This window comes from Dethiosulfovibrio salsuginis, assembly GCF_900177735.1.
Taxonomy (GTDB): Bacteria; Synergistota; Synergistia; order Synergistales; family Dethiosulfovibrionaceae; genus Dethiosulfovibrio; species Dethiosulfovibrio salsuginis.
The window spans coordinates 1-24,458 of sequence record NZ_FXBB01000013.1 but is presented as its reverse complement, the minus strand read 5'-3'; the positions used below and the strand labels follow the sequence as shown (position 1 = coordinate 24,458).

The following is a 24,458-nucleotide window of genomic DNA, read 5'->3' as shown; positions in this document are numbered from 1 at the left end:
GTGGCTTCTGAGAGAATATTATATCAGTTTCTAGGCCACCTTTTTGACACGCACCGCCTTGCCCTCGGACCTGGCGATAGATCCAGGAGGCAGTATCCTGACGCCGGTCCTTATCCCCAGCATAGCCGCCAGATGGGATCCCGTTTTTTTTACCATCTCTTTCCCCTCTCTCTCGGAAAGGGATTCGGAGCTCTCACAACAGACTGTAAGCTCCTTAAGGTCGTCTTTTTCCGAAACCTCAAGGACGTAGTGGAGGGAAAGACCGGATATATGGCTCAGGGCCACCTCTATCTGAGAGGGGAATACGTTGACTCCCCTGATTATGAGCATATCGTCGCTTCTGCCCTTTATCCTGTCTATTCTGGCTCCCTCCGCGCCACAGCCACAGCGATCCCTGGTTATCCTGGTTATGTCTTTGGTCCTGTAACGGATCATAGGAAGGGCCTCTTTGCAGAGTGTGGTCACTACCAGCTCTCCCTCGGACCCCTCGGGGAGAACCTCTCCGGTTGCCGGATCTATGATCTCAAGGAGGAACTGGCTTTCGTCCACGTGGAGTCCGCACTTGTGCTGACACTCCATGGCCACCCCTGGTCCCATGATCTCCGACAGGCCGTATATATCCAGAGCCACTATCCCCAGTCTATCCTCCAGGTTCTTCCTGAGCCCCTCGGACCAGGGCTCCGCCCCGAAGATCCCTATTTTGAGGGAGTGCTTTATGGCCTTTTCCTCTATCAGGTCCGCGAGCCTCAGTCCGTAGGAGGGCGTACAGGCTAAGACGGTGGTCTCCAGGTCCTCCATGAGCATCAGCTGTCTGTCGGAGAATCCCCCTGAAGCCGGTATGACCGTGGCTCCAAGCCTCTCGGCTCCGTAGTGGACCCCCAGCCCTCCGGTGAACAGGCCGTAACCGTAGGCCACCTGGACCACGTCCTCCGACGTAACCCCTCCTGTCGCCATAGCCTGGCCCATTATGCTGGACCATCTGTCCAGATCTCCTGCTGTGTAGGCCACAACCGTCGGCTTTCCTGTTGTCCCAGAGGAGGCGTGGACCCTCACCAGGTCCCTCTTTGGACAGGCCAAGAGGCCAAGGGGGTAGTTGTCCCGAAGGTCCGATTTCTCGGTGAAAGGCAGTTTTTTCAGGTCGTCCAGCGACTTTATCTCCTCCGGCGATACGTCTTTGAGCTTAGCGTTCCATGCGGCGGATGCCTTCTTAGCGGAGATGATGGTCTGTCTTAATGTGTGTACTGGGTCGTTGTGATGTAATGTCATAGTATAGCCCTCCTAGGGTAAAGTGATAAAATCGGTCTGAGTATAAAAAAAGGCCCCTCCGACGAGGGGCCCCGATAAAGAACAAGGTCAACGCCAAAACGGCGTCGATCCCCTGTCGGGACCCACGCTGGTAAAGCTAAAGAAGAAGTTGGCGTTGTGTATGCGAGTCATTTGATAGCCTGCTCTCTGTAGGATTTTTTTCTCAAACGGCGTTGCGAAGTTGAAGCAGTTTATATCACGAACCTTGCCGGAACGTCAAGGCCTGTTGTAGGTGTTTCTGCATCTGGTTTCCGGAAAGAGGAACGAACAGACAAGCCCAAGCACCGTCGCCCCAAGACATATCCACAGTGCTGAGGTGAACCTTGCCTGTGGAGGTAAATGGGAAAGGTTCTCCAGGACCTTGCCCATAAAGGTGGTTATTAGGGCACTTCCCAAAAAGGCCCCGGTGTTTACCAACGCTATAGCCACCCCTGTGGACTGAGGGTGGTTTATCTCCTTGATGATAGCCCAGGATATGACGTAGGAAGTGGCGGAGAAGCCAGCCAGGAAGAAAAGGGGCCTCAATGCCATCACCGGAGGCATCCCCTTCCAGAGTATCACTATGGTCAGCCATACCGCTGTGGCTACCAGGTTCATGGCTATAAGTGGGGTCTTTCTGAGTCCCAGTTTATCCGATATAGCCCCTGCGGAAAAACCTCCTAAGATGGTACCATAGACAGCGTAGGAAACTATAGACGAAGCCTGACCTACGGTCATGTGATATACGTCCTGTAGATAAGGGGTTCCCCAGGTGCCGGAGAAAGCCAGGTAAACGCCGCTGTAACAGCCGAAGAAAACGAAAACCGGCCAGAGCCTCCAGTTGGACGCCGATATCTTGAGGGACTGTATAAGAGGCAGAGGAGCGACCTTTCCCGCTCCACTTTGCTCCGATACAGGGGGATAGCCTTTGTCCTCGGGCTTGTTCCTTATCACCGTCCAACAGAGGAGCGCTATTAACAGCGTTCCTATCCCTATGGTGACGAAAGATGCCCTCCAGCTGAATATCCCGACCAAAAGGGCCAGAGGGGCCTGGGCCAGCACCCCTCCCATGTTTCCGACGAAGGAGGTAAGGCCCGACATGGTTCCGAACTCCCTCTCCTTAAACCACTGGGACTGCACCTTAAGTATGGATACGAACACAGTGGAGACCCCGATGCCCACCATAAACCTTCCCGCCAGGAGCCAAAAGGGAGTGGGGGCCATGCCGAAAACCACCGATCCCGTCCCCGCTAGGAGCATACCGATGGAGACGGTCATCCTGGCTCCCAGGGAGTCGGCCATCATTCCGACGGGGATCTGCATCACCATATAGGCGTAAAAGTACGCCGACGCCATGTTGCCGAAGGCCGATGGGCTTAGGTCGAAAGCCTCGGTTATGTCCGCCCTCACAACCCCTGCGGCCAGACGGTGGAAAAAGACCACCATGTAAGCCAGCACCATAGATCCCCATACCGCCCACCTGTAACGATTGGCACTTTTTATCTCGTCGGTCACGTCGATTCCTCCTGGGTTATGCTCTAGTATGATAAAACCGCAAGAGCATATCATAGCTATCGCCATAAAATCAAAAGGGCTATTTTCGGTCCCAGATTTTTGTAGTTCCATGTATAATGTCTACATAGACCAAGTTAGGGGGCGTTCACTGTGGGGGATGGGGAACTTTTAGTCTGTCCGTTCTGTGGTGATAGGGCGGTATTGCCGGTATATTGGGGATACCTGCCTTTCGATCTGGCTTATAAGGTGGAGAAGGGGGAGGCTCTCTACGGAGGGGCTTGCCCGGAGAGCGAGGCCCCTCTTTGGGGCTGCGAGAGGTGTGGCAATAGGTGGTGATTTTAGGGGGAATGTGAAGTCATGAACGTTTTTTACTTTTGATCTGTCAGGCTGTATAAAAGTCTGAGAGGTCGACGTAAAGAGGCATAGGATGCCTTATCCTTTTGAGGAGGTGTTTAAGTGTTCGTTTTTGTACTCTCCTTTTTGATGTACCTTTTGCTAGTGTGGTCAGGGGAGCCGATACCGGCCTTTGAGTACGGAATAGCTCTCATCATATCCACGGTGTTGGCCCTGTCCGTCAGAAGCCGCAGCAACGCCAGGCATTTTGGATGGTCTGGGCTTAACCCCATGAGGTGGTTGGGTTTTCTCTACTTTATGTTCGGTCCCTTCATAGTGGCCATGGTAAAGTCCAATATCGACGTGGCGATAAGGATAATCACCGGCAACATCAAACCGGGGATAGTCAAGGTCGATACCGGCCTTACAGGGGATATGTCAAAGACCCTACTCGCCAACGCTATAACCCTCACACCGGGGACCCTGACCGTCGACGTGGAGGAGGACAGCGGGGTTTTCTACGTCCATTGGATAAACGTGACCGATAAAGACCCTTCAGGGGAGGCGGTCTACGGTTCCTTTGGAGACTGGGCTAGGAGGTTAGCGGAATGACTATGATCGGTTTTTTCGGTTTCGCTGCGGGGTTTATGGTCCTTCTCATTATCCTCATGACCGGCAGGCTCATAATGGGACCGACCGGTGCGGACAGAGCTGTCGCCTTGGACGCCATAAACACCTTGGTTATCGGGGTCATGATCGTCCTGGCGGTTCACTTCGAGTCGGTGGTCATGGTGGATATCGCTATAGTATACGCCGGGCTCTCCTTTGTGAGTACCATGTTCATAGCCCGTTACATAGAGGAAAGGGGGAAATAACGTGGGCTGGTATGTTTTTCCGATCCTTTTCATTCTCCTAGGGCTTTTGATCAACACCTTAGGGACGTTCTCTCTGTACAGGTTTCCTGACGTCTACACCAGGATGCACGGCTCCACCAAGTGTACTACCTTCGGTACCATGTCCCTGGCCTTCGGGGTGGTCCTCTACGCCGTCATAAGGAGGTTGCAGTCAGGGGAGGTCCGTTTCTCCGTGTTGGCGGTTCACGTGGTGATAGCCGTTATCGCCCTCCTCATAAGCAACGCCACCGGAGCCCACGTTCTGGCTAGAGCGGCCCACAGAAGCAAGGCCTTCCCTAAGGACGCTGTGGTGGACAGTCTGGCGGAGAGAGATGAGAGACTGTTAAAGGAGGGGATTGAAAGATGACCTTTTTTCACGTTATGAACCTGGTCCTACTGGTTGTGACCGGATTTTACGCCCTTTGGTTCAGGGACCTTCTCTACTCGGTGATAAGCCTTGGGGCTTTCAGTCTCCTGCTTTCCCTGGAGTTCTACATCCTACAGGCTCCCGACGTAGCTATAGCGGAGGCTGGAATTGGAGCTGCCCTTAACACTACCGTGTTTCTGTTCGCCCTTTTCGGCGTAGATCGTCTTAAGAGAAAGAGGAGGGGGCGGAAATGAAGCTGAAGGCCCTTTTCGTCGCGGCGGCTCTGGTCATGGGAGGAATCGCTATGACAGGGCTCGATAGGATCCATCCTTTTGGAAAGCCAAATGCGGTGGAGATGGACGAATACTATCTTACCCACGCCCTGGAGGATCGGTCGGCGGAGAACGTAGTCACCTCCATAGTCTTTGACTACCGAGCTTTCGATACCCTAGGTGAGTCGGCGGTTCTTTTCACCGCCCTGTGCTCCGTGGTGGCTCTTTTTAGAAAAGGGGGGAATTAGGCCTTGAAACCGTTATCCATAGTAGCGAGGACGGTCTGTGACCTTTTTGCCTGGTTTCTGGTCATATTTGGGGTTTACGTAATCGTTCACGGCGACATCACCCCTGGGGGAGGATTCCAGGGAGGAGCTATCGTGGCGTCCTTTATGGCCCTGCTTCTCGTCGCCCACGGAGGCAAAAAGGTCTTAGAGTGGGTGAAGCTGTCGGTCTACTGGGCCCTGATGTTCTTCGGCCTGCTTCTGTTTATCTTTCTGGGGATAGGTGGCATAAAACATGGGACGTTTACGTATAACTTCCTCTCCATTCCTCACGATGTGGCGGTAAACTCCACTCACGGCATAATCCCCTTCTCGGGGAACATCGGTCTGATGGACCTGGCGGTGGGGATAGAGGTAGCTGGAGCGCTGACTATCATACTCATAGTCATGTTCAGATGGATGATGACCGACGTGTCCGAGAATAGCGAAAAGGAGACGGGCTATGATAGCTAATTTACCTTTCTTCGTGGTAGGGCTGCTTTTCCTGATGGGGCTTATCTCGGTTATCGTCGAGAATAACCTGATCAAGATAGCCATAGGGGTCTGCCTCATGGAGTCCGCCGCCAACATGTTTTTGGTGGCGCTGGGGTACCGTTTTAACGGGGATATTCCTATACACTTTCTCCCTGGCCCGGTGGACGTCTTCGTCCTGCCCACACCTCAGGCCATGACCCTTACCGCTATAGTCATAGCCTTCGCTTCGTCGGCCCTCATGCTTTCGTTGATCGTCATGTTGTACCGGCACTACGGAACCCTGGACGTAAGAGAGATCAGGAGGTTGAGAGGATGAACTGGACCGTTCATCTGCCCGCTTTGATGCTGGCAGTTCCCCTTTTAGGGGCTTTTTGTACGCCTATCGTAGCGTTAGGGGGCAATAGGGCCCGGTCTATCTGGTCCGTTCTGGTGTCTCTGATACTCACCGCTTTGTCCCTGTTTCTGTTTTTCGAGGTAGCTAGAGAGGGCATAATGGTCTACGTCATGGGAGAGACCTCCTGGAACCTGACCCTTCCTATGGGGTTTGCATATCCGGTCAGAATAATAATGGAGGTCGATGCCTTCAACGCCCTGATAGCGGTGATAGGCTGTTTTGCCTCTCTGGCGGGGGTGCTTTTCGGAATCAAGTTCGTCGATCGTTTCTCCGGCAAAAACTGGTACGTAGCCCTTTATTTCCTCCTCACCGCAGGGATGCTGGGCATGGTCCTGACGGGAGACCTCTTCAACTTCTTCGTCTTCCTGGAGATAGCTTCGGCGGCCTCTTTTGGACTTATAGCCTACTGGAGAGATCGTCCTGAGTCTATAGAGGCTTCCTTTAAGTATATGCTCCTCTCTCAGGTTGCTGGCATGATGGTCCTTCTGGCGGTGGGTTTCCTGTACGGCAGATACAATATGCTCAATATGGCGGCTATAGGTAACTCCCTTCAGGCCGGACTGCCGGAAAAGATCGCTTTGGTGTTTTTGGTGGTCTCTCTGGCGATGAAATGCGGTGCTTTCCCAATGCATATGTGGATGCCCGACGCCTACGCTGAGGCTCCTTCCTCGGTGACAGTCCTCCTGGTGGTGGTCAGCCAGGCCTCTTTGGTGGTCCTATGCAGGATCCTCTTCTCCGTGTTCGGATCTACCATGGCCCTGCCCGCCATATCCTGGACCTTGATAGTCCTCGGGGTGATGTCCATGTTCTTCGGGGTAACCATGGCGGTGGTCCAGCACGAGGTAAAGAGGCTTATTGGATATCACTCGGTTTCTCAGGTGGGCTACATGCTCATGGCTTTCGGCGTGGGATTTTTGGCCCTAGGGAACCCCAGCGAGATGGCGGACTACGGCATGGCCTCCATCAAAGGGGGCATATTCCACATGGTCAACTACATGATGTACAAAGGGATGCTCTTTTTAGGTGCCGGTGCCCTTTACTACGTGACCGGAACCAGGGATCTGGACAAAATGGGAGGCCTTTCCAGACGGATGCCGGTTACCACGGTGATGTTCTTCATCTCCGCCGCCGCTATCTCCGGTGTGCCGCCTTTCAACGGGTTCGTATCCAAGCTGATGATCTATCAGTCCTCCTTCGCCGTCCATCCCGCTCTGACTGTGGTGGCACTGGTGACGTCGATCCTTACCCTCGCTTCCTTCGTCAAGGTGTTCCAGAGCGCCTTTTTGGGGCCTGAGAGGACCGAGCTTAAGAAGGTACGAGAGGTGCCTGGATCTATGATAGCGGGCATGGTGGTCATAACCGTCGTGATACTGGGGCTGTCGCTGTTTCCAACCTGGGTGGTTTCTAACCTGATAGAGCCCGCCGCCGCCGCACTGGTGGACAAAGGGGCTTACATCGGTGCCGTGATGGGAGGTATTCTGTGATGTTCGGAAGTATATTTACAGGGTTTGGCTTCTGGGATTTCGGAAGCTGGATAACCTTTTTCCTCATAGCCCTCGGAATATCCCTCTGGCTCAGATCTCAAGGTCGTCAGGACTACAAAAAAGGCACCGAACAGGACCAGATATATTTCTCTGGAAACGATATTCCCGACGATCCTGAAGAGGTTACCGTACCGGCTAGCTCGTCCTACTGGGGATTCAGGAAGGCATTTAAGCCCTATTACGATCGAATGGTGGCGTTTCACTCGGGGAATATGTCCGAGTACGTAGGATGGTTCGTCATGACCACCGCCATAGTTCTGATCATCGCTATCCTTTAGGAGGGACTTAGTATGAAACTTGAGAATATGCTACAGGTGATGCCCAAGTCCCTTTGGGTCTTCTGCACTAACTCGGGATCTTGTAACGGTTGCGACATAGAGATAGTCTCCACCGTCTCCCCTAGATACGACATAGAGAGGTTTGGCATGAAGCTCACCGGTACACCTCGTCACGCCGACGTCCTGCTGGTGACCGGTCCTGTTACCCGGTTTATGAAGCCCAAGCTGGAGAGGATATACGCACAGATCCCCGATCCTAAGGTGGTCATAGCCATAGGCAACTGCGCTTGTTCCGGCGACGTCTACTTTAAGTCCTACAACCTGGTGGGGCCGGTGGATAAGGTGATACCGGTGGACGTTTACGTCCACGGCTGTCCTCCCAGGCCTGAAGCCATCATAGAGGGAGCGGCAAAAGCGGTACTGAAGCTAGAGGCACGGAGAAAAGAGCTTCTTCAGAAGGCAGGTGCTTGATCCATGGAATGTTATATCCATAAAGATAAAGTCGTCCTGGAGGCGGAGGGCATAGCGGAGAGACTTGAGTCCCTTTTTGGCGATTCGGTCTCCAACTTCGACATAAGGGACTTTTCCCAGGGCTCCTCCGGCGAAGTCACCGGTCGCCATCTCTGGTTCACCGTAGAAAGGGATAGGCTTCTGGACCTGGTGGACGAGCTTGGGAAGCTGGATTTTCCCCACTTTCACGTGGTTTCCGGTGACGACGAAGGGGAGTACGTGGTTCTTTACTACCACTTCGCCCTATACCGTTCCGTAGGAAGGGGAAAGTCCCTTCCGGTCACCGTATGCGTGAAGATCCCTAAGTCGGACCTTTCGGTGCCGTCGCTGTTCAGCCGGATCCCTGGGGTGGAGTACAGCGAGAGGGAGATCCAGGAGATGTTCGGCGTCGATCACATAGGCCTCCCCAACAAGGGCCTGGTGTTCCTGCCGGAGGACTGGAACAGAGAGGTTCTTCCCTGGCGCAGGGACGAGACCGCCCCAGGCGACGACCTGGTTGAAGAGCTTTCCTAGGAGGACGTCATGAGCGAGACAAAAACCTACAAGCTCCCTATCGGTCCGGTTCACGTAGGGCTTAAAGAGCCTATAACCGCCTGGCTGGACATAGAGGGAGAGAGCATAAAGAACGCCGTGATCCGCCCTGGGGCTATCCACCGGGGTGTGGAGTATATGGCCAGGGAGAGAAACCCCATCCAGGTCATATACCTCTCCGAGAGGGTATGTGGTATCTGCTCCTTCAGTCACGCCATAGCCTTCGTAAAGGCGGTAGAGGACGCCGCTGATATACCGGTTCCTACCAGAGCTCAGTACATCCGGTCTATGGTCCTGGAGCTCGAGAGGATCCACTCTCACATTCTTTGGTCCGGTGTGGCCTGCTATACCATAGGATTCGACAGCGCCTTTCACCTAGGCATGATGCTTCGGGAGAAGGTAATGGACGTCCTGGAGGCCCTGACGGGAAACCGGGTCAACTACGCCGTTACCACCGTGGGAGGGGTGAGGTGGGATATCACCCCTGAGGTGGCTCGTACGGTATGGGATATGATCCACTACTACAGAAACGAGTTCGGTTCTTTTTACGAGGCCGCCATAAACGACCCGGTGGTCAAGGCCAGGTTGAGGGACGTCGGAGTTCTCACCACCGAGGAGGCCATAAGGTATTGTGCATTAGGCCCTACCGCCAGAGGAAGCGGCGTCAGGACCGATATCCGCTGGTCCAATCCCTACGACGCCTACTGCGATATTCCCGTCGAGCCTATCGTGCCTCAGGACTACACCGGTGAGGTCCACGGCGACGTTTACGACCGTTTCTTGGTCAGGGTGTACGAGGTGCTTCAGTCTCTGGATATCCTTGAGAAGATACTTGAGGGCCTCCCTGAGGGAGATATAACCTCCGAGCCCAAGGTAAACAAGCTTCTCATGACCCTCAAAAAGGCGGAGGGAGTTGGATACGGCTGTATAGAGGCCCCAAGAGGGGACGATACCCACGTGGTCGGACTGAAGGCCCAACAGGAGAACGTCCTTTGGTGGAAGGTCCGAGCACCAACCTACAGTAACGCCGTCTCCTGGCCTCTTATGTTCAGAGGCAACGAGCTTGCCGACGCACCTCTTATAATAAACAGCGTGGATCCCTGTATCTCCTGTATGGAGAGGATGGTCCTTTCCGACAAAGGGGCTGGAACCAGATCGGTGGTAACCAAGGCCGACCTGCTCAAGCTGTGCAGGGAGAAGACCGACAGGACGAGGAGGATGATGGGATCATGATTTTAGGCTTTGTCATGAGAACGGTGGCAGGAGTTGCCCTTATGCTCCTGGCGACGGTCCTAGCGGTCCTCTTCGAGGGAGTTGACCGGAAGCTCAACGCTATAATGCAGCGTCGTATGGGCCCCCCTCTGCTCCAGCCTGTCTACGATATCCTCAAGCTGTTGGGCAAGGAGAATATTGTGCCTCGGTGGGCAAATCCGGTGTTCTTCCACGGTGGCCCGGTGGTGGCTATGGTCGCCACCATGATGGTGTTTCTCTACATCCCTATAGGATCGATCCCTCCTGTTCTCAGCGGTAGAGGGGATCTTATCCTCGTCCTCTATCTCCTGAGCCTTTCTGGGGTCGCCGTCGCCATCGGCGGCTTTGCCAGCGGTTCCCCTATCGCTAACGTAGGAGCTCAGAGGGAGATGGTCCTCATGATGAGCTACGAGCTTCCTCTTGCGGTGGTGGTCTCCACACTTGCCTGGTTTGTCTACCGTATGGGGATACCGGGACATCCCTTCTCCCTGGAGACCTACGTCGCCACGTCGATCTGGTCGATGGCGGGCAGGGCGGGCTTTTTGGGGCTTATCTGCCTCTTTATAGCCCTTCTTACGGTCATTCCAGGGGAGACAGGCAAGGGGCTTATGGATATCCCCGAAGCCAAGACGGAGATACTGGAAGGGGTCACCGTCGAATACTCCGGGGTGAACCTGGCCCTGCTTCACGTGGCCTTCAACCTAAAATGTGCCGCTATATCCGCTTTAGTGGTCAGCCTGTTTTTCCCCTTTTCCCTGGGAGGGGCTTTGGGCCTATCCGGTGGGCTGAAGGCTTTGGTGGACTTCCCGTGGTTCTGGGCGAAAGTCTTTATGGTCTCGGTCTTTGGGGTAACATTTTTGAGGACCGCTTTCGGCCGGCTTAAGATCTGGCAGGCCTCCCGTTTTTACTGGGCTCAGGTCGGTGCCCTTTCCCTTGCGGGGATGATCCTTATTTCCGTAGATGTGCTTCTCAGGTAGGAGGTGACGTGATGCTTAACTGGATGTCCGTGCAGATTATTCGCCATCTCTTCTGTCGGTGTTTCACAAACCCCTATCCTGTGGATCATATGCCCGACGATCTTACCGGAGCGTTAGAGGCAGCGGGAAAGGGAGAGATATCCCTCAACGATCCCGTCGAGACGTGGGGCCGTTTCAGAGGTAAGGTGGGTTACGATAAAAACACCTGTATCGGCTGTGGAATGTGCATAAAGGTATGTCCCGCAAACGCCATACACCGGTCTCCCGATGAGCCTAAAAAGATCGTCGTGTATAACGACCGTTGCTGTTTCTGTGCCCAGTGTAACGACATCTGCCCTGTGGACGCTCTTACCATGACCCAGGACTTCGCCATATCGACTTACGACAGAAAGTCAAACGTCACCCTGGATTCAGGTAAGGCGGAAAGAAAGCCATTCCAGAAGGAGTGGACCTACCGAGAGGGAGAGATTCCCGAGGTCCCGGAGACCAAGGGGCCGGTGGAGAAAGAGGTCTATTCGGTCATAGAGGAAAAATGCGTCGGCTGTACCATCTGTGCTAAGGTATGTCCCACCAAGGCGATAGAGGGCAAGGTCAAGGAAAAACACGTAATTGACCCGGAAAAATGCGTCGCCTGCGGCTTGTGCGAGGAAAAATGCCCTAAAGACGCCATAGAGAAAAAGACGGTGACACTATAAGAAAAGCCGGAGACCTTAAAGAGGTCTCCGGCTTTTCTTATAAAAAGTTAAAGTGCTCAAGCCTGCGACGTATCTCGTCTTTTCCTAAAAACTCCGCTAGCTCGAATATGCCTGGGCTCACCTTATGTCCTGTGATGGCGAACCTCATAGGCATAGCGACGTCTTTCAGCTTGACGTCGTTCGCTGCCGTCCAGTCTCTGGCGAAGGCCTCCATCGATGTAGCCGTCCAGCTTTCCAGGGCGACAAGACCGGAGAAAAAACCCTTGAGGGTCTTTCTGGTGTTATCGTCTACGTCCCCTTTATACCTTTTGGTGACAGGAGCGAAGTCGAGAAAATAGTCGGTGAACTCCGCCAGATCCTTTACCGTCCTTCCCCTGCCTCCCATCATGTCGAAGGCCTTCTCCATGTAGCTCTCCTCAAGCTTGGACAGATCCACCCCCGCCTCCTCCCAGAAGGGTTTGAGCATGGCGATCTTCTCCGTCACAGGCAGGGCATGGAGGTGACCCTGGTTGACGAAGTTGAGCTTGTCCATATCGAGCACCGAGGGCTTTCTGTTGACGTCTTTTAACTCAAACTCCTCTATGGCCAGATCCCTTCCGAATATCTCCCTGTCTCCGGCGGGAGACCAGCCCAGGAGGGCCAGGAAGTTGAATACAGAGTCGGGCATATAGCCCATGTCCCTGTAATCGTAGACGCTGGTGGCCCCGTGTCTCTTTGAGAGTTTTTTCTTGTCCTTGCCCAGAATCATCGGCAGGTGGGCGAACTGGGGAAGCTCCCAGCCAAGGGCCTTGTAGAGCAGGACCTGCTTAGGGGTGTTAGAGATGTGGTCCTCTCCTCTTATGACGTGGCTTATCTCCATGAGGTGGTCGTCTACCACCACTGCGAAGTTGTAGGTCGGCATTCCGTCGCTCTTTATGAGGACGATATCCTTCATCTCGCCGGTCCTGCCGTCTTTTAGGGAGTCGCTGATAACCTCTATAGAGCCGTAAACTACGTCTTGGAAGCCTATATCCTCCCCGAGGGGAACCTTGAAGATAATGGCATCTCCGTCCCTGTAGGCCTTGCCTTGCTCCAGAAGCTCCTCGGCGTATTTTCCGTACAGGTCAAGCCTTTCCGCCTGGCGATAGGGGCCGTAGTCTCCCCCTACGTCCGGTCCTTCGTCCCAGTCCAGGTTCATCCACTTCATCCCGTCCATGATGGTCTGCTCGTATTCCTCTGTGGATCTGGCCCTGTCGGTGTCCTCTATTCTAAGGATAAATGATCCTCCTGTGTGCCTGGCCCAGAGCCAGTTGAACAGGGCTGTGTGGGCTCCCCCTATGTGAAGTGCCCCGGTGGGACTGGGAGCAAATCTCACTCTCGTCTTTTTCATGTTTTTTCCTCCTGCAATAGGTTTACTCCTGCCAGGGGTGTCTTACAGCCCCTACAAGAGGTACAATTACCTGCGTCAAGGAGAGATTATACATCAAACGAGGAGGATATATATGAGTGGTCCTGTAATGCTTATAGACGGGCACGGCCTGGCTTACAGAGCTTTTTACGCCGTGCCGGAGCTTACCGCCCCTGACGGAACCCCCACTAACGCATTAGTGGGCTTTTTCAACATGATGGCGAGGCTGAAAAAACAGTGGAAGCCGACCTCCCTATCGGTCGTCTTCGATGCCCCAGGCCCTACCTTTCGGCACGAGATGTTCAAAGAGTACAAAGCGGGCAGGAAGCCTACCCCCGAGGAGTTTAAGGTTCAACTTCCTATACTCAAAGACATGATCGATGCTCTAGGAATACCGGTTCTGTCAAAAGAGGGAGTGGAGGCGGACGATGTATTAGGGGCGATGGCCAGGGAAATGGCCTCTCGAGGGACTCCGGTATTGGTGGTAACCTCGGACAAGGATATGTTACAGATCCTGGACGAAGGGATAACAGTGGTAAGGCCTGGAAAGGGCATCACCAGCTTCAAATCGTGGGATAGAGACACCTTTATCTCGGAGTATGGATTTCTACCGGAGAGGATGGCCGACTATCTGGCCCTGGTAGGAGACACCGCCGATAACGTTCCTGGTGTCCCGGGGATAGGGGATAAAACGGCGAGACGGCTGCTTAGTTCCTATGGGTCCCTTGACGGAATCTACGCAAACCTCGACGGTTTAACCCCCTCCCAGAGGAAGAAGTTTGAGGAAAACTCCGATCTGGTCAGAAAATCTCTGGTGCTGACCACCCTCTGTTCCGATTGCATCCCCGAGGGGGCGGAGGTCCTGGCGGATAGAGGGCGATTTATGTCCCTCTGTCGGGATATGGGCATGAAGGTTCTGGAAAAGATCCTTCCCGACCTGATAGAGGAGGAGGTCTGGGAGACCATGGAGCTCGAACCGGATGTCCCCTGCGTATCGCCTTTATCCCCTCTTTCGCTCCAGCCCGTCTCTCTCGAATCTCTGATGGAATCGGAGAAATTGGCGGTTCACTCGATCTGGTCCGGTGAATACCCTATGGACGTAAGACCTGAGAGGATAGCCCTGTGCGACCCTACCGGTCGCTATTGGGAGGGCGATAGGTTGCCCGATAAGGTTATCGAGGCTTTGTCCCGTAAATCTCTGATAACCTCCGACTACAAAAGGCTCTTTGCCTCGTCGATAATAGGGGATAGGTGTCCTGAGATCTGGGATCTGAGATCGGTGGACTATCTGCTCCACCCTGATCGAAGCTCTCACGATCTATGGACTATTCTAGGGGATCAGGTTCCCTCCTCCATGATAGGCCAGACAGCCGAACTTTGGAGCTTAAAGGATAGGTTCTCTCAAAGCCTCTCTGAGATGAACCTGTCCGGCCTTCTCAGTAGCCTCGACCTGCCGCTGGTTCCCGTATTGGTCAGAATGGAGAAAAGAGGCATAGCCATAGACCGAGGCGGGATGGAGGGAGTCATAGTCGACCTGGAGGCCAGGATAAAGGAGATCTCAGAACATATATCCTCCATGGCGGGGGAGATAAACCTCAACTCCCCTAAACAGGTGGGAGAGCTTCTTTTCAACAGGCTAGGGCTTCCTCCGATAAAAAAGACCAAAACAGGCTATTCCACCGACGTCACCGTTTTGGAGCAGTTGGCGGAGCTCTCGATAGAACAGAGCGAGATCCCTAGACTGCTCCTGGAGCATAGAGAGATATCCAAAATGCTCAGTGGTTTTGCCGTTCCTCTCCTGAAAGCGGACAGGGACGGAATTATCCACAGTACCTTTGAGGCGGACACGACTGGAACCGGACGGCTGAGCAGCAGAGATCCTAACTTGCAGAATTTGCCGGTTTACGGCGAATGGTCCCAGAGGATCTGCAAGTGTCTGGTGCCTAAAGGCAAGGACCGTTGTTTCGTCGCGGCGGACTACTCCCAGATAGAGCTGAGGATTCTCGCCCATATATCGGGAGAACCTAGGCTCCTCGAGGTGTTCGAAAAGGGCAGGGATATCCATACCGAGACCGCTGCTATGGTTTTTGGCCTCGATCCTTCTCTGGTGACAAAGGAGCTTCGTAGATCCGCCAAGATGGTGGCCTTTGGCCTTCTTTATGGCATGAGTGCCTTTGGGTTGGCCAAAAGGCTTGGGGTCGGCCAGGCCGAGGCGAAGGATATTATGTCCAGATATTTCAAAGCCCTGCCGGGAGTCGAGGCCTATATGACTAAAAGCTCCGATATGGCTATATCCTCGGGATACACCGAGACCTTACTCGGCAGGAGAAGGCCTCTGAACGAGGTTGAAACAGGCAACGCCAGGGACAAAGGCCATATGAAAAGGGTCGCCATAAACTCGCCTATACAGGGAACCGCCGCGGATCTGGCCAAAAAGGCCATGATAGAGGTGGACAGATCCCTCCAGGGAGGGGAGATGGTCCTTCAGGTACACGACTCTATAGTTTGCGAATGCCACTGTGACGATCGGGAGGAGGTTATGAGATCTCTTCAGAATATAATGGAGTCAGCGGCCTCCCTTTCGGTCCCATTGGTCACCGAAGGTAAAATAGGCGATTCTCTATCGGAAGTGTAGGTGCGTTTTTCCATGTACCTATGGCTGTGATACAATACCCTGATGTAATAGACGACATTATAGGTTTCATCGATATGAAAGGGGAAGGTTTATTTTGATGTTAAGGACGCTTCGTACACAGGTAAAATGGATCTTGGTGTTTTTCCTCGCGTGTTTCGTGCTGGCGATCCCCCTTATGTACGGGGTTGGCGGTGGAGGTAAGAGCGGCGGAGGCAACGGGGATTACGCTGTTGCCGAGATAGACGGCAAGAAAGTCATGTTCAGTCAGATGATCCAGTACGCCCAGAACTACGTCGATAGCGCTGGTGTAAAGGACATAACCTCCTCCGATATACCTATGATCTACCGTATGGTTCTGGATCAGATGGTTATCAGAGAGGCCCTGGACAAACAGGTAAAGGCTATGGGGATAAAGCCCTCTAAAGAGGAGCTGGATAAAGCTGTAGCGGAGATTTCCGACCAGTTCCCCACCAAAGAGGCCTTCCAGCAGTACCTGAAGGAGAGCGGAGTCTCCATGGAAAACCTGAGAAAGCAGCTGGAGGGTCAGATATCCGAGCAGATGCTTCTCAACGAAGCCTCCGCAGCTGCGGTGGTAACAGATGAAGAACTTCAGGAGCTTTACGATAACCTTAAAGACTTCGTGTTTACCGCACCTGAGGGATTTGAGGTCATGGCTGCCGAATTCTCCTCCAGAGAAAACGCCGATAAGGCTTATGAATCTCTCGTAGCGGGGGACAGCTGGAGCGACGTTATGGGAGGCTTTACGTCCGAGGACCTTAAAGGGTACACAGAGGACGGTAAGTTCACCTTCCTGAGGAAGGATTCTATCAGCGAGAACCTCGCTTTTGTAGTCTCCATGGACGATGGAACCTACTACGAGCCTGTCGAGATGGCTAGCGACGATTTCCTGGTTCTCTATCGGTCCGGTTTCAGGGATAAAGAGGTGACCGACTTCGCCGAGGCTAAAGAGCAGCTTAGCTCTATGGTGTTAGGCCAGAAGCAACAGGACCTCCAGAGGGCCTTCCTGGACGAGATCTCCGAGAAGGTCAAAGTAAAAATCCTTGATCCCTCTATCTTCCCACAGGAGCAGGCTGAGGATACAGCGGTCTCGGTGGATAAAGTCAGTCCCGACGCAGAACAGTAAAAAACGACGTATCTCTTCAATCTAACAAGAGAGCCCTGGATCCTCCCTTTAGAGGGAAAATCCAGGGCTCTCTTTCGTACTATAGGGAGATTTGCGGTGTTTAGCCGTGGCCTGTTTTATTTATACTCGCAATTTATTTTCGTCAGGGAGGGGTTAGTGTACCGCCGTCAAACGAACATCTTCCCGAAAAGGTCCTCCAGTTCGGCGAGGGCAATTTTCTCCGTGCTTTTGTCGACTGGATGTTCGACAGGATGAATCGTAAGGGAATTTTTTAAAGCGGGGTAATTCTCTGAGAATATCTTAGGAGATTATGGCATGGCAAATTGAAATCTAAACGGACGTCCTTAATCTCCCAGGGAGGGCATATACCTAGTGCATCCTCAAAAATACGGTATTCACTGCTACCTGTGGAATAAGGGTTTCCCATAACATTTACCTCTAGAAGGGCAGGATAGTTTGCTTTTTTGCCATTATAACCCAAACAGGCTATACCCAACCTTTTGACGCACTTCTATCTAACCCACAGAGGATGCGAAGGAACCGATAAAATGAAGGAAAAGAGTTAGGTAGTCATTTTTAGGGATATGCCCTGATCGGGCCAATTGTACTTGACAGATCGGGGCTTAATAGGTAGAATATGCTCCGTTGCGTGGAGAGATGGCCGAGTGGTCGAAGGCGCGCGCCTGCTAAGTGCGTGACCCGTTCCGGGTCCGAGGGTTCAAATCCCTCTCTCTCCGCCACCAATAGTGCGCCGGTAGCTCAGCTGGATAGAGCGTCTGGCTACGGACCAGAAGGTCGTGGGTTCGAATCCTGCCCGGCGCGCCACTGTCAATCAAGCGAGATCCCACGGGGATCTCGCTTTTTTCGTATTTTTAAGTTAGGAGGCTGGTCGTGGAAAGCCCTTTGGATATTCTGCGCAGAGTTTTTGGTTACGACGAGTTCCGGCTACAGCAGGGACAGGCAATAGAGCACGTCATGGCGGGAGGGGACTGTCTCGTCCTGATGCCCACAGGAGGGGGAAAATCGCTGTGTTATCAGATTCCTGCCCTCGCCCGACCTGGGATGGGGCTGGTTGTCTCCCCTCTGATAGCCCTGATGGAGGATCAGGTGAAAGCCCTGAGACAGAACGGGGTAAACGCCTCCTACATGAACTCCACTATGGGTTACGAGGAGTTTCTGTCGGTGTCTCGGGCGGCTTTAAGAGGGGAGCTGGACGTGCTCTACGTCGCCCCTGAGAGGGTTATGAAGGAGAATTTTATCGACTTCCTCTCCCGGCTGAAGCTCTCGGTTATAGCCATAGACGAAGCCCACTGCGTCTCCCAGTGGGGGCACGACTTTCGCCCCGAATATCTCAGGCTCGGAGCGTTGGGACGGCTTTTCCCCGATGTTCCCAGGATAGCCGTCACCGCCACCGCCGACGAGATAACCAGAAAAGAGATAATCGCCAGATTGGACCTATCCAGAGGTCAGCTCTTCGTCTCCGGTTTCGACAGGCCTAACATAAACTACCAGGTTGTCCTCAAGGACAGCCCCCGCCGTCAGCTGCTGGCCTTCATAAAGGAAAAGCACATAGGTCATTCGGGAATAGTCTACTGTATGACCAGAAAGAAGACCGAGGACACCGCTCAGTGGCTTTCATCTCAGGGTATAGACGCCATGGCATACCACGGAGGAATGGACGGCGACAGCAGGAGAGAGTACCAGCGACGATTTCAGGAGGAAGACGGAGTCGTCATGGTGGCCACCATCGCCTTCGGAATGGGGATAGACAAGCCCGACGTTCGTTTCGTGGCCCACCTGGATATGCCTAAAAGCCTAGCAGCCTACTATCAGGAGACCGGCAGGGCCGGGAGGGACGGCCTTCCCGCCGATGCCTGGATGGCCTACGGTATGACCGACGTGACCGGGCAGCTCCGGCTTATCGAGATGTCCGACGGAGATCAGGCTTTCAAAAGGATAAATCGCCAAAACCTGGACGTTATGCTGGGATACTGTGAGACCACCGAATGCCGAAGAAAGACATTGCTCTCTTTCTTCGGCGATAGCTGCCCCGTTCCCTGCGGCAACTGCGATACCTGTGACCATCCGGTGTCGACCTGGGACGGAACCATTCACGCTCAAAAGGCCCTATCATGCGTCTACAGAACCGGCCAAATTTACGGTACAGGGCACCTCATCGACGTTCTGTTGGGCAAAAGCACCCCTAAGGTCCTGGAGGTCGGTCACGATAAAGTATCGACCTTCGGCATAGGAAAGGACCTCGACGAAAAGCGGTGGAGATCGGTTTTTAGGCAGCTTCTGGCCCTCGGCCTCGTCGCTATGGACCCTCAGGGCTACGGCGGACTGAGGCTCAGCCGGGAAAGCAAACCGGTCCTAAAAGGGGAGAGGCCCGTCTTCTTCAGGTTTGACCCTGAAAAATCGAGCAAGATGAGCAAGATAAAGACGAAATCACCTCTCAGGGAAAAGGCTATCCTCCCGGAAGGCTCTCTCTGGGAGGCCTTGAGGGCAAAGAGAATGGAGTTAGCAAAGGCCCAGGGAGTCCCCGCCTACGTCATATTCCACGACTCCACCATGCTGGAGATAGCCCAGGCGATGCCCAGCACTCTAGGGGAGTTCAGCTGTATCGAGGGAGTCGGATCCAAAAAACTGGAGCTCTACGGCCCCGCTTTTTTGGATGTGCTGGATTCTTTTCGATAGAGGTCTACAGATACACAACAAAAGCCCCCTGGTTTTCCAGGGGGCCAGCTATGCTGTCAGATTAATTAAGAATTATGATGGCGGAGGAGGTGGGATTTGAACCCACGGAGGAGCAGAGCCCCTCACTTGATTTCGAGTCAAGCGCCTTCGACCGCTCGGCCACTCCTCCTTGATGATGAAACATTATACCTACATAGAGGTCTTTTTGCAAGACGACTTACTCTAGGAAGGACTTTTTTTTGTGCGTTTAGATCTGCAAAGGATGAAAAAATCCTGGAGGATCTTTTTGCACCTGTTTTCCTCCACACCTGATAGGGTCTCACAGCGATGGTTGAGCCTGGTGTCGGAGGTTATGTCGTAGAGGGTTCCGCTCGCCCCTGCCTTAGGGTCCGCGCAACCGTAGACAAGCCGCCTTATCCTGGACTGGACTATGGCTCCGGCGCACATAGGGCACGGTTCCAAAGTTACGTAAAGCTCGCAGTCCGAGAGGTTCCAGGATTTCAGGAACTCTCCTGCCTCTCTTATGGCGACTATCTCGGCGTGGGCGGTGGGGTCGTGGTGAAGTCTCCGCTTATTTCTTCCTCTGCCTATGACCTGATCTTTCCACACCACTACCGCCCCTACCGGTATGTCTCCCTCGGAAGCGGCTAGCTCCGCTTCCTTCAGGGCCTCTGTCATGTATTTTTTCAACCTATCTTCCATTATCGATCCTTTATCACTTTACCGGATAGCATAGACCAATCCATCCATAGTTCCTACGTAGAGAAAACCTCCTGCTATTACAGGGGAGGACATAATATCGCCGCTAGCCTCAAAGGTCCACATGATAGATCCGTTTTGAGAGTCCACGGAGAACACCTTTCCGGCGGCTCCTGGCACGAAAAGGATCTTGTCGGTGGCCACTAAAGAAGCGGTAGGAGGAGCGTCAAGATCTATGGTCCAAAGGATCTGCCCTTTATCGACGGATAGTCCGTATAGCTTTCCCGCTGCGGTCCCCCAGAAGGCTCTGCCTTTTCTTACGGCTATATCGGTGGTGAGAGCCCCCTCGCCCTTAGTGTGCCATAGGGGCACTACCGACTTGAGCTGCACCCCGTGAACCACTCCGTCCCACCCTCCGTAGTAGACGACTCCATCGGAGTAAGAGGGGGACGTGTCTATGGGGCCTCCAGAGGATCCTCCCCAAGACCTCTTTCCTGTGGCTATGTTTAGAGCGTGAAACCCTCCTGCATGATCGCCGACAAACACGAAGGGCTCGACTATTATCGGAGACGATAGGATTTCTCTAGGTGCCTTAAATTTCCACAAAAGTTCACCGTTGTTTGTGTCGATACAGAACACATAGCCCTCTAGGTTGGAAACCACAAGCCTGTTTTTCCACACCGCTACCGACGACGCAACGGCGCTGGACGTTATTTCAGAGGGGTTAGTGGCTAAGGACCGGCTCCATTTGACCTGGCCGGTGTTGGCGTCTATGGCGTATATCGTTCCCGACCCAGTTCCCACGTAAAGGACGCCTGAATCGACCTGAGGGGCTCCGTAGAGGAGCGTATCGAAATGGGATTTCCAGACAACCGATCCGTCCTGTCCGTTGAGACAGTGCAGATAGCCTCCTCCGTCGCTGAAGTACAGTTTTCCGTCGGACCAGGTCATAGAGCCTGATATCCCGTTTCCAGCCTCATAGGTCCAGGCTGGAACTCCCGACGCTGGCAGGGCACCACCGTCGTATCTTGAGTGACTCGGCTCAGGATAGGATTGGTTTCCCCAGGAAATTGAGGCCGTTAGGATCATAAAAATAGATGCTAAAGTAGACGCTAATATCTTCACTTGGATCACCTCGCTCGTATTTTTAGGCTACAATATGACTATATCACTTATGGTTCCTACGGGGATAGCCTTGAGGAGGGGGAGCGTATGGAAAATAACCTCGAAGATGATGCCCTGAAAAAAGATGAAGTTCAGACCGGCGGTGTATCTATGGTCAAGAGACTTCTCGGAGGGGTAAACAAAATCCTAAATATTCTTGCTTTGCCGATTAGCGCCGTATGGGCCCCAAAAAACAGGGCTAGATTCGTTATTTTCGTTATGGTTGGTTCGGTCGTCGTCGCTGGGCTTTGGGTATTCCAGGGCGAGAGGGCAAAAAAAGCGTCAACGCCTTTGGGAGGCAAGAACTTTAACGCGATGATGGCGATGGCAAGGCCTCCTGAAGGCAGGCCTTTTTTCGTTTACGTATCCGAAAACAGGGACGTCGCAGGCTCAGCTCCGAGCTACTTCTCCCTTTTCCCTAGAATTCCTGTGGATTCGGTAGCGGTGGCCCTTTATCCCGACGAGGGAGGGCCGGTACTATTTGCTTCTGCGGCGTACTGTATGGACTGGAACTCCCTTGATAATGAGACACAGAAAAAAGCCATCTCCGTGCAGAGGGGTAAGCTTGAGGATCTTAGCTTTATTTTCGGTGAGTCCGCCATCGTCGATAGGTCCGAAAGCGTGGACGAAGTCCCTGTTTTCTCCGTGGCATTTCCCGGTCATGACGCTATACTCTTCTCCATCTACGGCAACGTTCTTTTGGTCTCCGACGATAGAGAGGATATGATAGGGGCTATAAGGGCTTTGATCCATCCTATGACTAGGCTCAGCTGGAACGAGGGCACAAGCCGTATAGTCAGAACTTACGTTGAGGACGACATAAGGTACCGTTTTTTCCTGTATCCAGAGGGAAAAGAGGGCGGTCAGGAACTTCCGAGGAGGGTCAATCAGGCCCTTTCGCCATCTCTATTGCTTAATATAGCCATAAGGAAAGCCGATCCAGAGGCCCTGTCGGAGGAAGTTCTCCTTTGGCTTACCAGAAAGGGGGATCATACGTCAAATGACACGAGTTTTGCCTCTGATAACCTCTCTTTTAATATATGGAACTATCTTTCTTCCCTGCCCTCTAAGGGCCGATAGCGGAGTCCTGGTCGGGGCCTATTTTTCCTCAGGGCCCTGGGGAACCTCGGTCTCCTCCGTCGTACCTGGAGGTCCCGCTAGCGAGGCGGGGCTCAAAACAGGGGATCGATTGATATCGGTGGATGGTCGATCGATCGTCGAGATAGGTCCTGCTCTCGATATAGCCCTGGAAAACGATCTCCTCATGGGAAATTCGGTTTTGCTGGAGGTACTGAGGGAGACGGGATATAGGGATCTAGTCTGGATAAAAACACCTCGCCTTACGGTAGCCCAGAGGCGGTATTTGCCGTACTACAACGATCTCCGGTCCGTTTGGGGGCAGGCCGAGAGGATTTGGCAAGAGATAGTCCAGAGCTATAGGTTTTTCCTGGAGGGCCATATTCCGGTGGAATCCCTTGCCACCTACGTGAGGGAGGGCACGGAGGAGCTCCAGGTAATGAGGAACCGTATCCTAGCTATAGCCCCTTCAAAACTATCTGGAGAGGAGTGGGAATACCTCAACTCTGCCAGGGATTTTATGATCTCCTCTTTATTTCTTATGGATCAGGAAGCCCAGCGGATATCGGTGGACAGCGACTGGAAAGTAAACCTAGACGGTATAAAAAAAAGGATCTCCCAGGTGGAAAAATGTCTTAACATATCCCTGCATTATTCGGGCATAAGTAGAGACTAAAGGCCCCCTGTTATGATATAATGGCACAAGGCAGTATAAATCAATTAAGAGGGTTTGGATTTTAGCCAGTTAAACCAGCTTTTGCGGCAGTCTTTTCCTTTCTCAAAACGCAATTTTTATCAGGGAGGTATTCATAATGAATAAGGCTATGCGTAATATCGTGCTTTCCGCTCTTTTTGTGCTTTGCCTGTCTTCCGCTCCGTCCTACGGTATGAACTATATCGCCGAGCCTGTCCTGGTTACCCAGCCAGCTTACTCTGGTATGAGCTTCTACGTCTACAGGCCCTACAATATGCCTGCTGGATGGTTTGTGACCTACGACGGCTATCCGGTAACTCGCTCTTCCGCTGGAAACTGGGTTTACGGTGTCCAGGGAGGCGCTGGGGTCTATCTGGCCTCCGGTTATGTGGTGGGATCGGTGGTACCTATGTCGGTCCCTCAGCTTGTGACCGTCGTTCAGCCTCAGATGACCGAGACTCAACCGGTTATGATGGAGCCACAGATGATGGTTGCCCCTCAAGCTACGGTCCTTCCCTCCGTGCCTGGCTGGCTGGCAAACGACAATTTCACGGTGGTATCAAAATGGGGCAGAATGATCGATCGTATGGCGGTGCTGCACAGACCTCGTCTCCCTCTTGCGTGGAAGGGCGACAAACCTGAGGTCATATACGGTTGGACCGGCAAGAGCTGGTATCAGATGCGTTGCCGAGAGGGCGAGTCTCCTGCTGAAACCCTTAAACGTCACGTATACGAACTGACGAGAATGGCTAACCAGAACAACTTCAAGTGGAACGACTCGGACACCTCTGTGTTAGCCTCTCAGTCTCCGGTCTGGGGCTATCTCTGGATGGGTAGAATCGCTCCTATAAACCTTTGAGGTCCCGTTATGTTGGTTAGACTTAATCGATTCCTTTTAGGGTCTATCGCGGCGTTACTCCTCTCTACAGGGGCTTTTGCCTACGGAAACTATCCTGTACTCATAACGAGAGCCGATTACGACGATGGACATACCGCCCCTGATCCATCGGATAACGGCACTTACTTTCTGACCGCTGATGGATATCCGGTGGTGAGGGATTCCAGAGGAGATTGGCTCTACATGGTAAACAACTCTCCTATGGTCCTGATGCCCTTCGGAGACGGCTATATGTGGGCTCCAGCCGCCGGACCTGCGGTTGCAGTTGTGCAGGTCGTGCAGGCTAATCCGGTCTCTGGGCAGGGTTCTATGAGAGTCGAGCCCTCCTGGTATACCTATTCCCTTCCGAACAACCCTTAAGGGTATCTCTAAAAACTCTAATCCTCGGAGAGATCGTTCCGACGGAGCCCATTTGAGCCCGTATACTCGACATGCCGTCGTGTAGTCGAATGGGGCGACAG

The 24,458-nt window shown here is 53.2% G+C and carries 27 protein-coding genes and 3 tRNA genes; 24 read left to right on the top strand and 6 right to left on the bottom strand.

The features are described 5' to 3' along the window. Positions 1-30 precede the first annotated feature (30 nt). On the bottom strand, positions 31-1,266 hold the full coding sequence (locus B9Y55_RS06220) for a phenylacetate--CoA ligase family protein (RefSeq protein ID WP_085544505.1): 1,236 nt from the start codon (positions 1,264-1,266) through the stop codon (positions 31-33). A gap of 255 nt (positions 1,267-1,521) precedes the next feature. After that, positions 1,522-2,865 carry an MFS transporter gene (locus B9Y55_RS06215; protein WP_234986156.1) on the bottom strand — a complete coding sequence of 448 codons (1,344 nt, stop codon included), beginning with the start codon at positions 2,863-2,865 and terminating at the stop codon, positions 1,522-1,524. An 84-nt stretch (positions 2,866-2,949) separates the two neighbouring features. Between B9Y55_RS06215 and B9Y55_RS06210 the strand changes: the two genes are divergently transcribed. From B9Y55_RS06210 to B9Y55_RS06140, 15 genes are all read left to right on the top strand, one after another. Continuing rightward, positions 2,950-3,135 carry a hypothetical protein gene (locus B9Y55_RS06210; RefSeq protein ID WP_085544503.1) on the top strand — a complete coding sequence of 62 codons (186 nt, stop codon included), beginning with the start codon at positions 2,950-2,952 and terminating at the stop codon, positions 3,133-3,135. A gap of 120 nt (positions 3,136-3,255) precedes the next feature. Beyond that, positions 3,256-3,744 carry a Na+/H+ antiporter subunit E gene (locus B9Y55_RS06205; protein WP_085544502.1) on the top strand — a complete coding sequence of 163 codons (489 nt, stop codon included), beginning with the start codon at positions 3,256-3,258 and terminating at the stop codon, positions 3,742-3,744. Beyond that, a complete protein-coding gene (locus B9Y55_RS06200) occupies positions 3,741-4,007 on the top strand; it encodes a monovalent cation/H+ antiporter complex subunit F (protein ID WP_327078433.1) in 267 nt (88 codons plus the stop codon). The genes B9Y55_RS06205 and B9Y55_RS06200 overlap by 4 nt, the downstream gene beginning before the upstream one ends. A 1-nt stretch (position 4,008) precedes the next feature. Beyond that, positions 4,009-4,392, top strand: coding sequence for a monovalent cation/H(+) antiporter subunit G (gene mnhG / locus B9Y55_RS06195; protein WP_085544501.1), 384 nt, complete (start codon positions 4,009-4,011; stop codon positions 4,390-4,392). Then, on the top strand, positions 4,389-4,646 hold the full coding sequence (locus tag B9Y55_RS06190; protein WP_085544500.1) for a hydrogenase subunit MbhD domain-containing protein: 258 nt from the start codon (positions 4,389-4,391) through the stop codon (positions 4,644-4,646). Before mnhG ends, B9Y55_RS06190 begins: the two co-directional genes overlap by 4 nt. After that, positions 4,643-4,912 carry a hydrogen gas-evolving membrane-bound hydrogenase subunit E gene (gene mbhE, locus B9Y55_RS06185; RefSeq protein WP_085544499.1) on the top strand — a complete coding sequence of 90 codons (270 nt, stop codon included), beginning with the start codon at positions 4,643-4,645 and terminating at the stop codon, positions 4,910-4,912. Before B9Y55_RS06190 ends, mbhE begins: the two co-directional genes overlap by 4 nt. 3 nt (positions 4,913-4,915) lie before the next feature. Beyond that, positions 4,916-5,401, top strand: a complete 486-nt coding sequence (locus B9Y55_RS06180) for an MnhB domain-containing protein (protein WP_085544498.1) — start codon at positions 4,916-4,918, stop codon at positions 5,399-5,401. Next, positions 5,391-5,738, top strand: a complete 348-nt coding sequence (locus B9Y55_RS06175) for a sodium:proton antiporter (protein ID WP_085544497.1) — start codon at positions 5,391-5,393, stop codon at positions 5,736-5,738. The genes B9Y55_RS06180 and B9Y55_RS06175 overlap by 11 nt, the downstream gene beginning before the upstream one ends. After that, positions 5,735-7,300 (top strand): proton-conducting transporter transmembrane domain-containing protein, encoded by a 1,566-nt coding sequence (locus B9Y55_RS06170; protein WP_085544496.1) that lies wholly within the window; start codon positions 5,735-5,737, stop codon positions 7,298-7,300. Before B9Y55_RS06175 ends, B9Y55_RS06170 begins: the two co-directional genes overlap by 4 nt. After that, entirely contained in the window at positions 7,300-7,638 is a 339-nt protein-coding gene (locus B9Y55_RS06165; protein WP_085544495.1) for a membrane-bound hydrogenase complex subunit MbhI, read from the top strand. The genes B9Y55_RS06170 and B9Y55_RS06165 overlap by 1 nt, the downstream gene beginning before the upstream one ends. Positions 7,639-7,650: 12 nt before the next feature. Continuing rightward, positions 7,651-8,109, top strand: coding sequence for an NADH-quinone oxidoreductase subunit B family protein (locus B9Y55_RS06160; protein ID WP_143340838.1), 459 nt, complete (start codon positions 7,651-7,653; stop codon positions 8,107-8,109). Between the two features lie 3 nt (positions 8,110-8,112). Continuing rightward, positions 8,113-8,661 carry an NADH-quinone oxidoreductase subunit C gene (locus B9Y55_RS06155; protein WP_085544494.1) on the top strand — a complete coding sequence of 183 codons (549 nt, stop codon included), beginning with the start codon at positions 8,113-8,115 and terminating at the stop codon, positions 8,659-8,661. A gap of 9 nt (positions 8,662-8,670) precedes the next feature. After that, on the top strand, positions 8,671-9,912 hold the full coding sequence (locus B9Y55_RS06150; RefSeq protein ID WP_085544493.1) for a hydrogenase large subunit: 1,242 nt from the start codon (positions 8,671-8,673) through the stop codon (positions 9,910-9,912). Then, complete coding sequence (locus tag B9Y55_RS06145; RefSeq protein WP_085544492.1) at positions 9,909-10,907, top strand: respiratory chain complex I subunit 1 family protein; 999 nt, start codon at positions 9,909-9,911, stop codon at positions 10,905-10,907. Before B9Y55_RS06150 ends, B9Y55_RS06145 begins: the two co-directional genes overlap by 4 nt. Before the next feature lie 11 nt (positions 10,908-10,918). Further along, a complete protein-coding gene (locus B9Y55_RS06140; protein WP_085544491.1) occupies positions 10,919-11,602 on the top strand; it encodes a 4Fe-4S binding protein in 684 nt (227 codons plus the stop codon). A gap of 37 nt (positions 11,603-11,639) precedes the next feature. On the opposite strand, the gene gltX is transcribed toward B9Y55_RS06140, so the two are convergent. Next, positions 11,640-12,971 (bottom strand): glutamate--tRNA ligase, encoded by a 1,332-nt coding sequence (gene gltX / locus B9Y55_RS06135; RefSeq protein ID WP_085544490.1) that lies wholly within the window; start codon positions 12,969-12,971, stop codon positions 11,640-11,642. Between the two features lie 112 nt (positions 12,972-13,083). Here gltX and B9Y55_RS06130 point away from each other — a divergent pair, with 112 nt between their 5' ends. The 5 genes from B9Y55_RS06130 (at position 13,084) to recQ (ending at position 19,465) form a co-directional block, all read left to right on the top strand. Further along, a complete protein-coding gene (locus B9Y55_RS06130) occupies positions 13,084-15,624 on the top strand; it encodes a DNA polymerase (RefSeq protein WP_085544489.1) in 2,541 nt (846 codons plus the stop codon). A 97-nt stretch (positions 15,625-15,721) separates the two neighbouring features. After that, positions 15,722-16,768 (top strand): SurA N-terminal domain-containing protein, encoded by a 1,047-nt coding sequence (locus B9Y55_RS06125; RefSeq protein ID WP_085544488.1) that lies wholly within the window; start codon positions 15,722-15,724, stop codon positions 16,766-16,768. A gap of 651 nt (positions 16,769-17,419) precedes the next feature. Beyond that, positions 17,420-17,508 (top strand) — tRNA-Ser (locus B9Y55_RS06120). Positions 17,509-17,516: 8 nt separating this feature from the next. After that, positions 17,517-17,593 (top strand) — tRNA-Arg (locus B9Y55_RS06115). A 66-nt stretch (positions 17,594-17,659) separates the two neighbouring features. Further along, positions 17,660-19,465 carry a DNA helicase RecQ gene (gene recQ / locus B9Y55_RS06110; protein ID WP_234986154.1) on the top strand — a complete coding sequence of 602 codons (1,806 nt, stop codon included), beginning with the start codon at positions 17,660-17,662 and terminating at the stop codon, positions 19,463-19,465. 78 nt (positions 19,466-19,543) lie between these two features. Here the strand turns inward: recQ and B9Y55_RS06105 are convergent. From B9Y55_RS06105 to B9Y55_RS06095, 3 genes are all read right to left on the bottom strand, one after another. Then, positions 19,544-19,634, bottom strand: a tRNA-Ser gene (locus tag B9Y55_RS06105). 53 nt (positions 19,635-19,687) lie between these two features. Further along, entirely contained in the window at positions 19,688-20,155 is a 468-nt protein-coding gene (tadA, locus tag B9Y55_RS06100) for a tRNA adenosine(34) deaminase TadA (protein WP_327078432.1), read from the bottom strand. 30 nt (positions 20,156-20,185) lie between these two features. Next, the gene (locus B9Y55_RS06095; RefSeq protein ID WP_143340836.1) at positions 20,186-21,253 is read right to left on the bottom strand and encodes an outer membrane protein assembly factor BamB family protein; all 1,068 of its coding nucleotides are present in this window, start codon (positions 21,251-21,253) and stop codon (positions 20,186-20,188) included. A gap of 123 nt (positions 21,254-21,376) precedes the next feature. Here B9Y55_RS06095 and B9Y55_RS06090 point away from each other — a divergent pair, with 123 nt between their 5' ends. From B9Y55_RS06090 to B9Y55_RS06075, 4 genes are all read left to right on the top strand, one after another. Next, complete coding sequence (locus B9Y55_RS06090; protein WP_085544484.1) at positions 21,377-22,408, top strand: hypothetical protein; 1,032 nt, start codon at positions 21,377-21,379, stop codon at positions 22,406-22,408. Next, positions 22,329-23,081 (top strand): PDZ domain-containing protein, encoded by a 753-nt coding sequence (locus B9Y55_RS06085; RefSeq protein ID WP_085544483.1) that lies wholly within the window; start codon positions 22,329-22,331, stop codon positions 23,079-23,081. The genes B9Y55_RS06090 and B9Y55_RS06085 overlap by 80 nt, the downstream gene beginning before the upstream one ends. 136 nt (positions 23,082-23,217) lie before the next feature. Further along, entirely contained in the window at positions 23,218-23,958 is a 741-nt protein-coding gene (locus B9Y55_RS06080) for a hypothetical protein (protein WP_085544482.1), read from the top strand. A 9-nt stretch (positions 23,959-23,967) separates the two neighbouring features. Then, positions 23,968-24,357, top strand: a complete 390-nt coding sequence (locus B9Y55_RS06075) for a hypothetical protein (protein WP_085544481.1) — start codon at positions 23,968-23,970, stop codon at positions 24,355-24,357. Positions 24,358-24,458 lie beyond the last annotated feature (101 nt).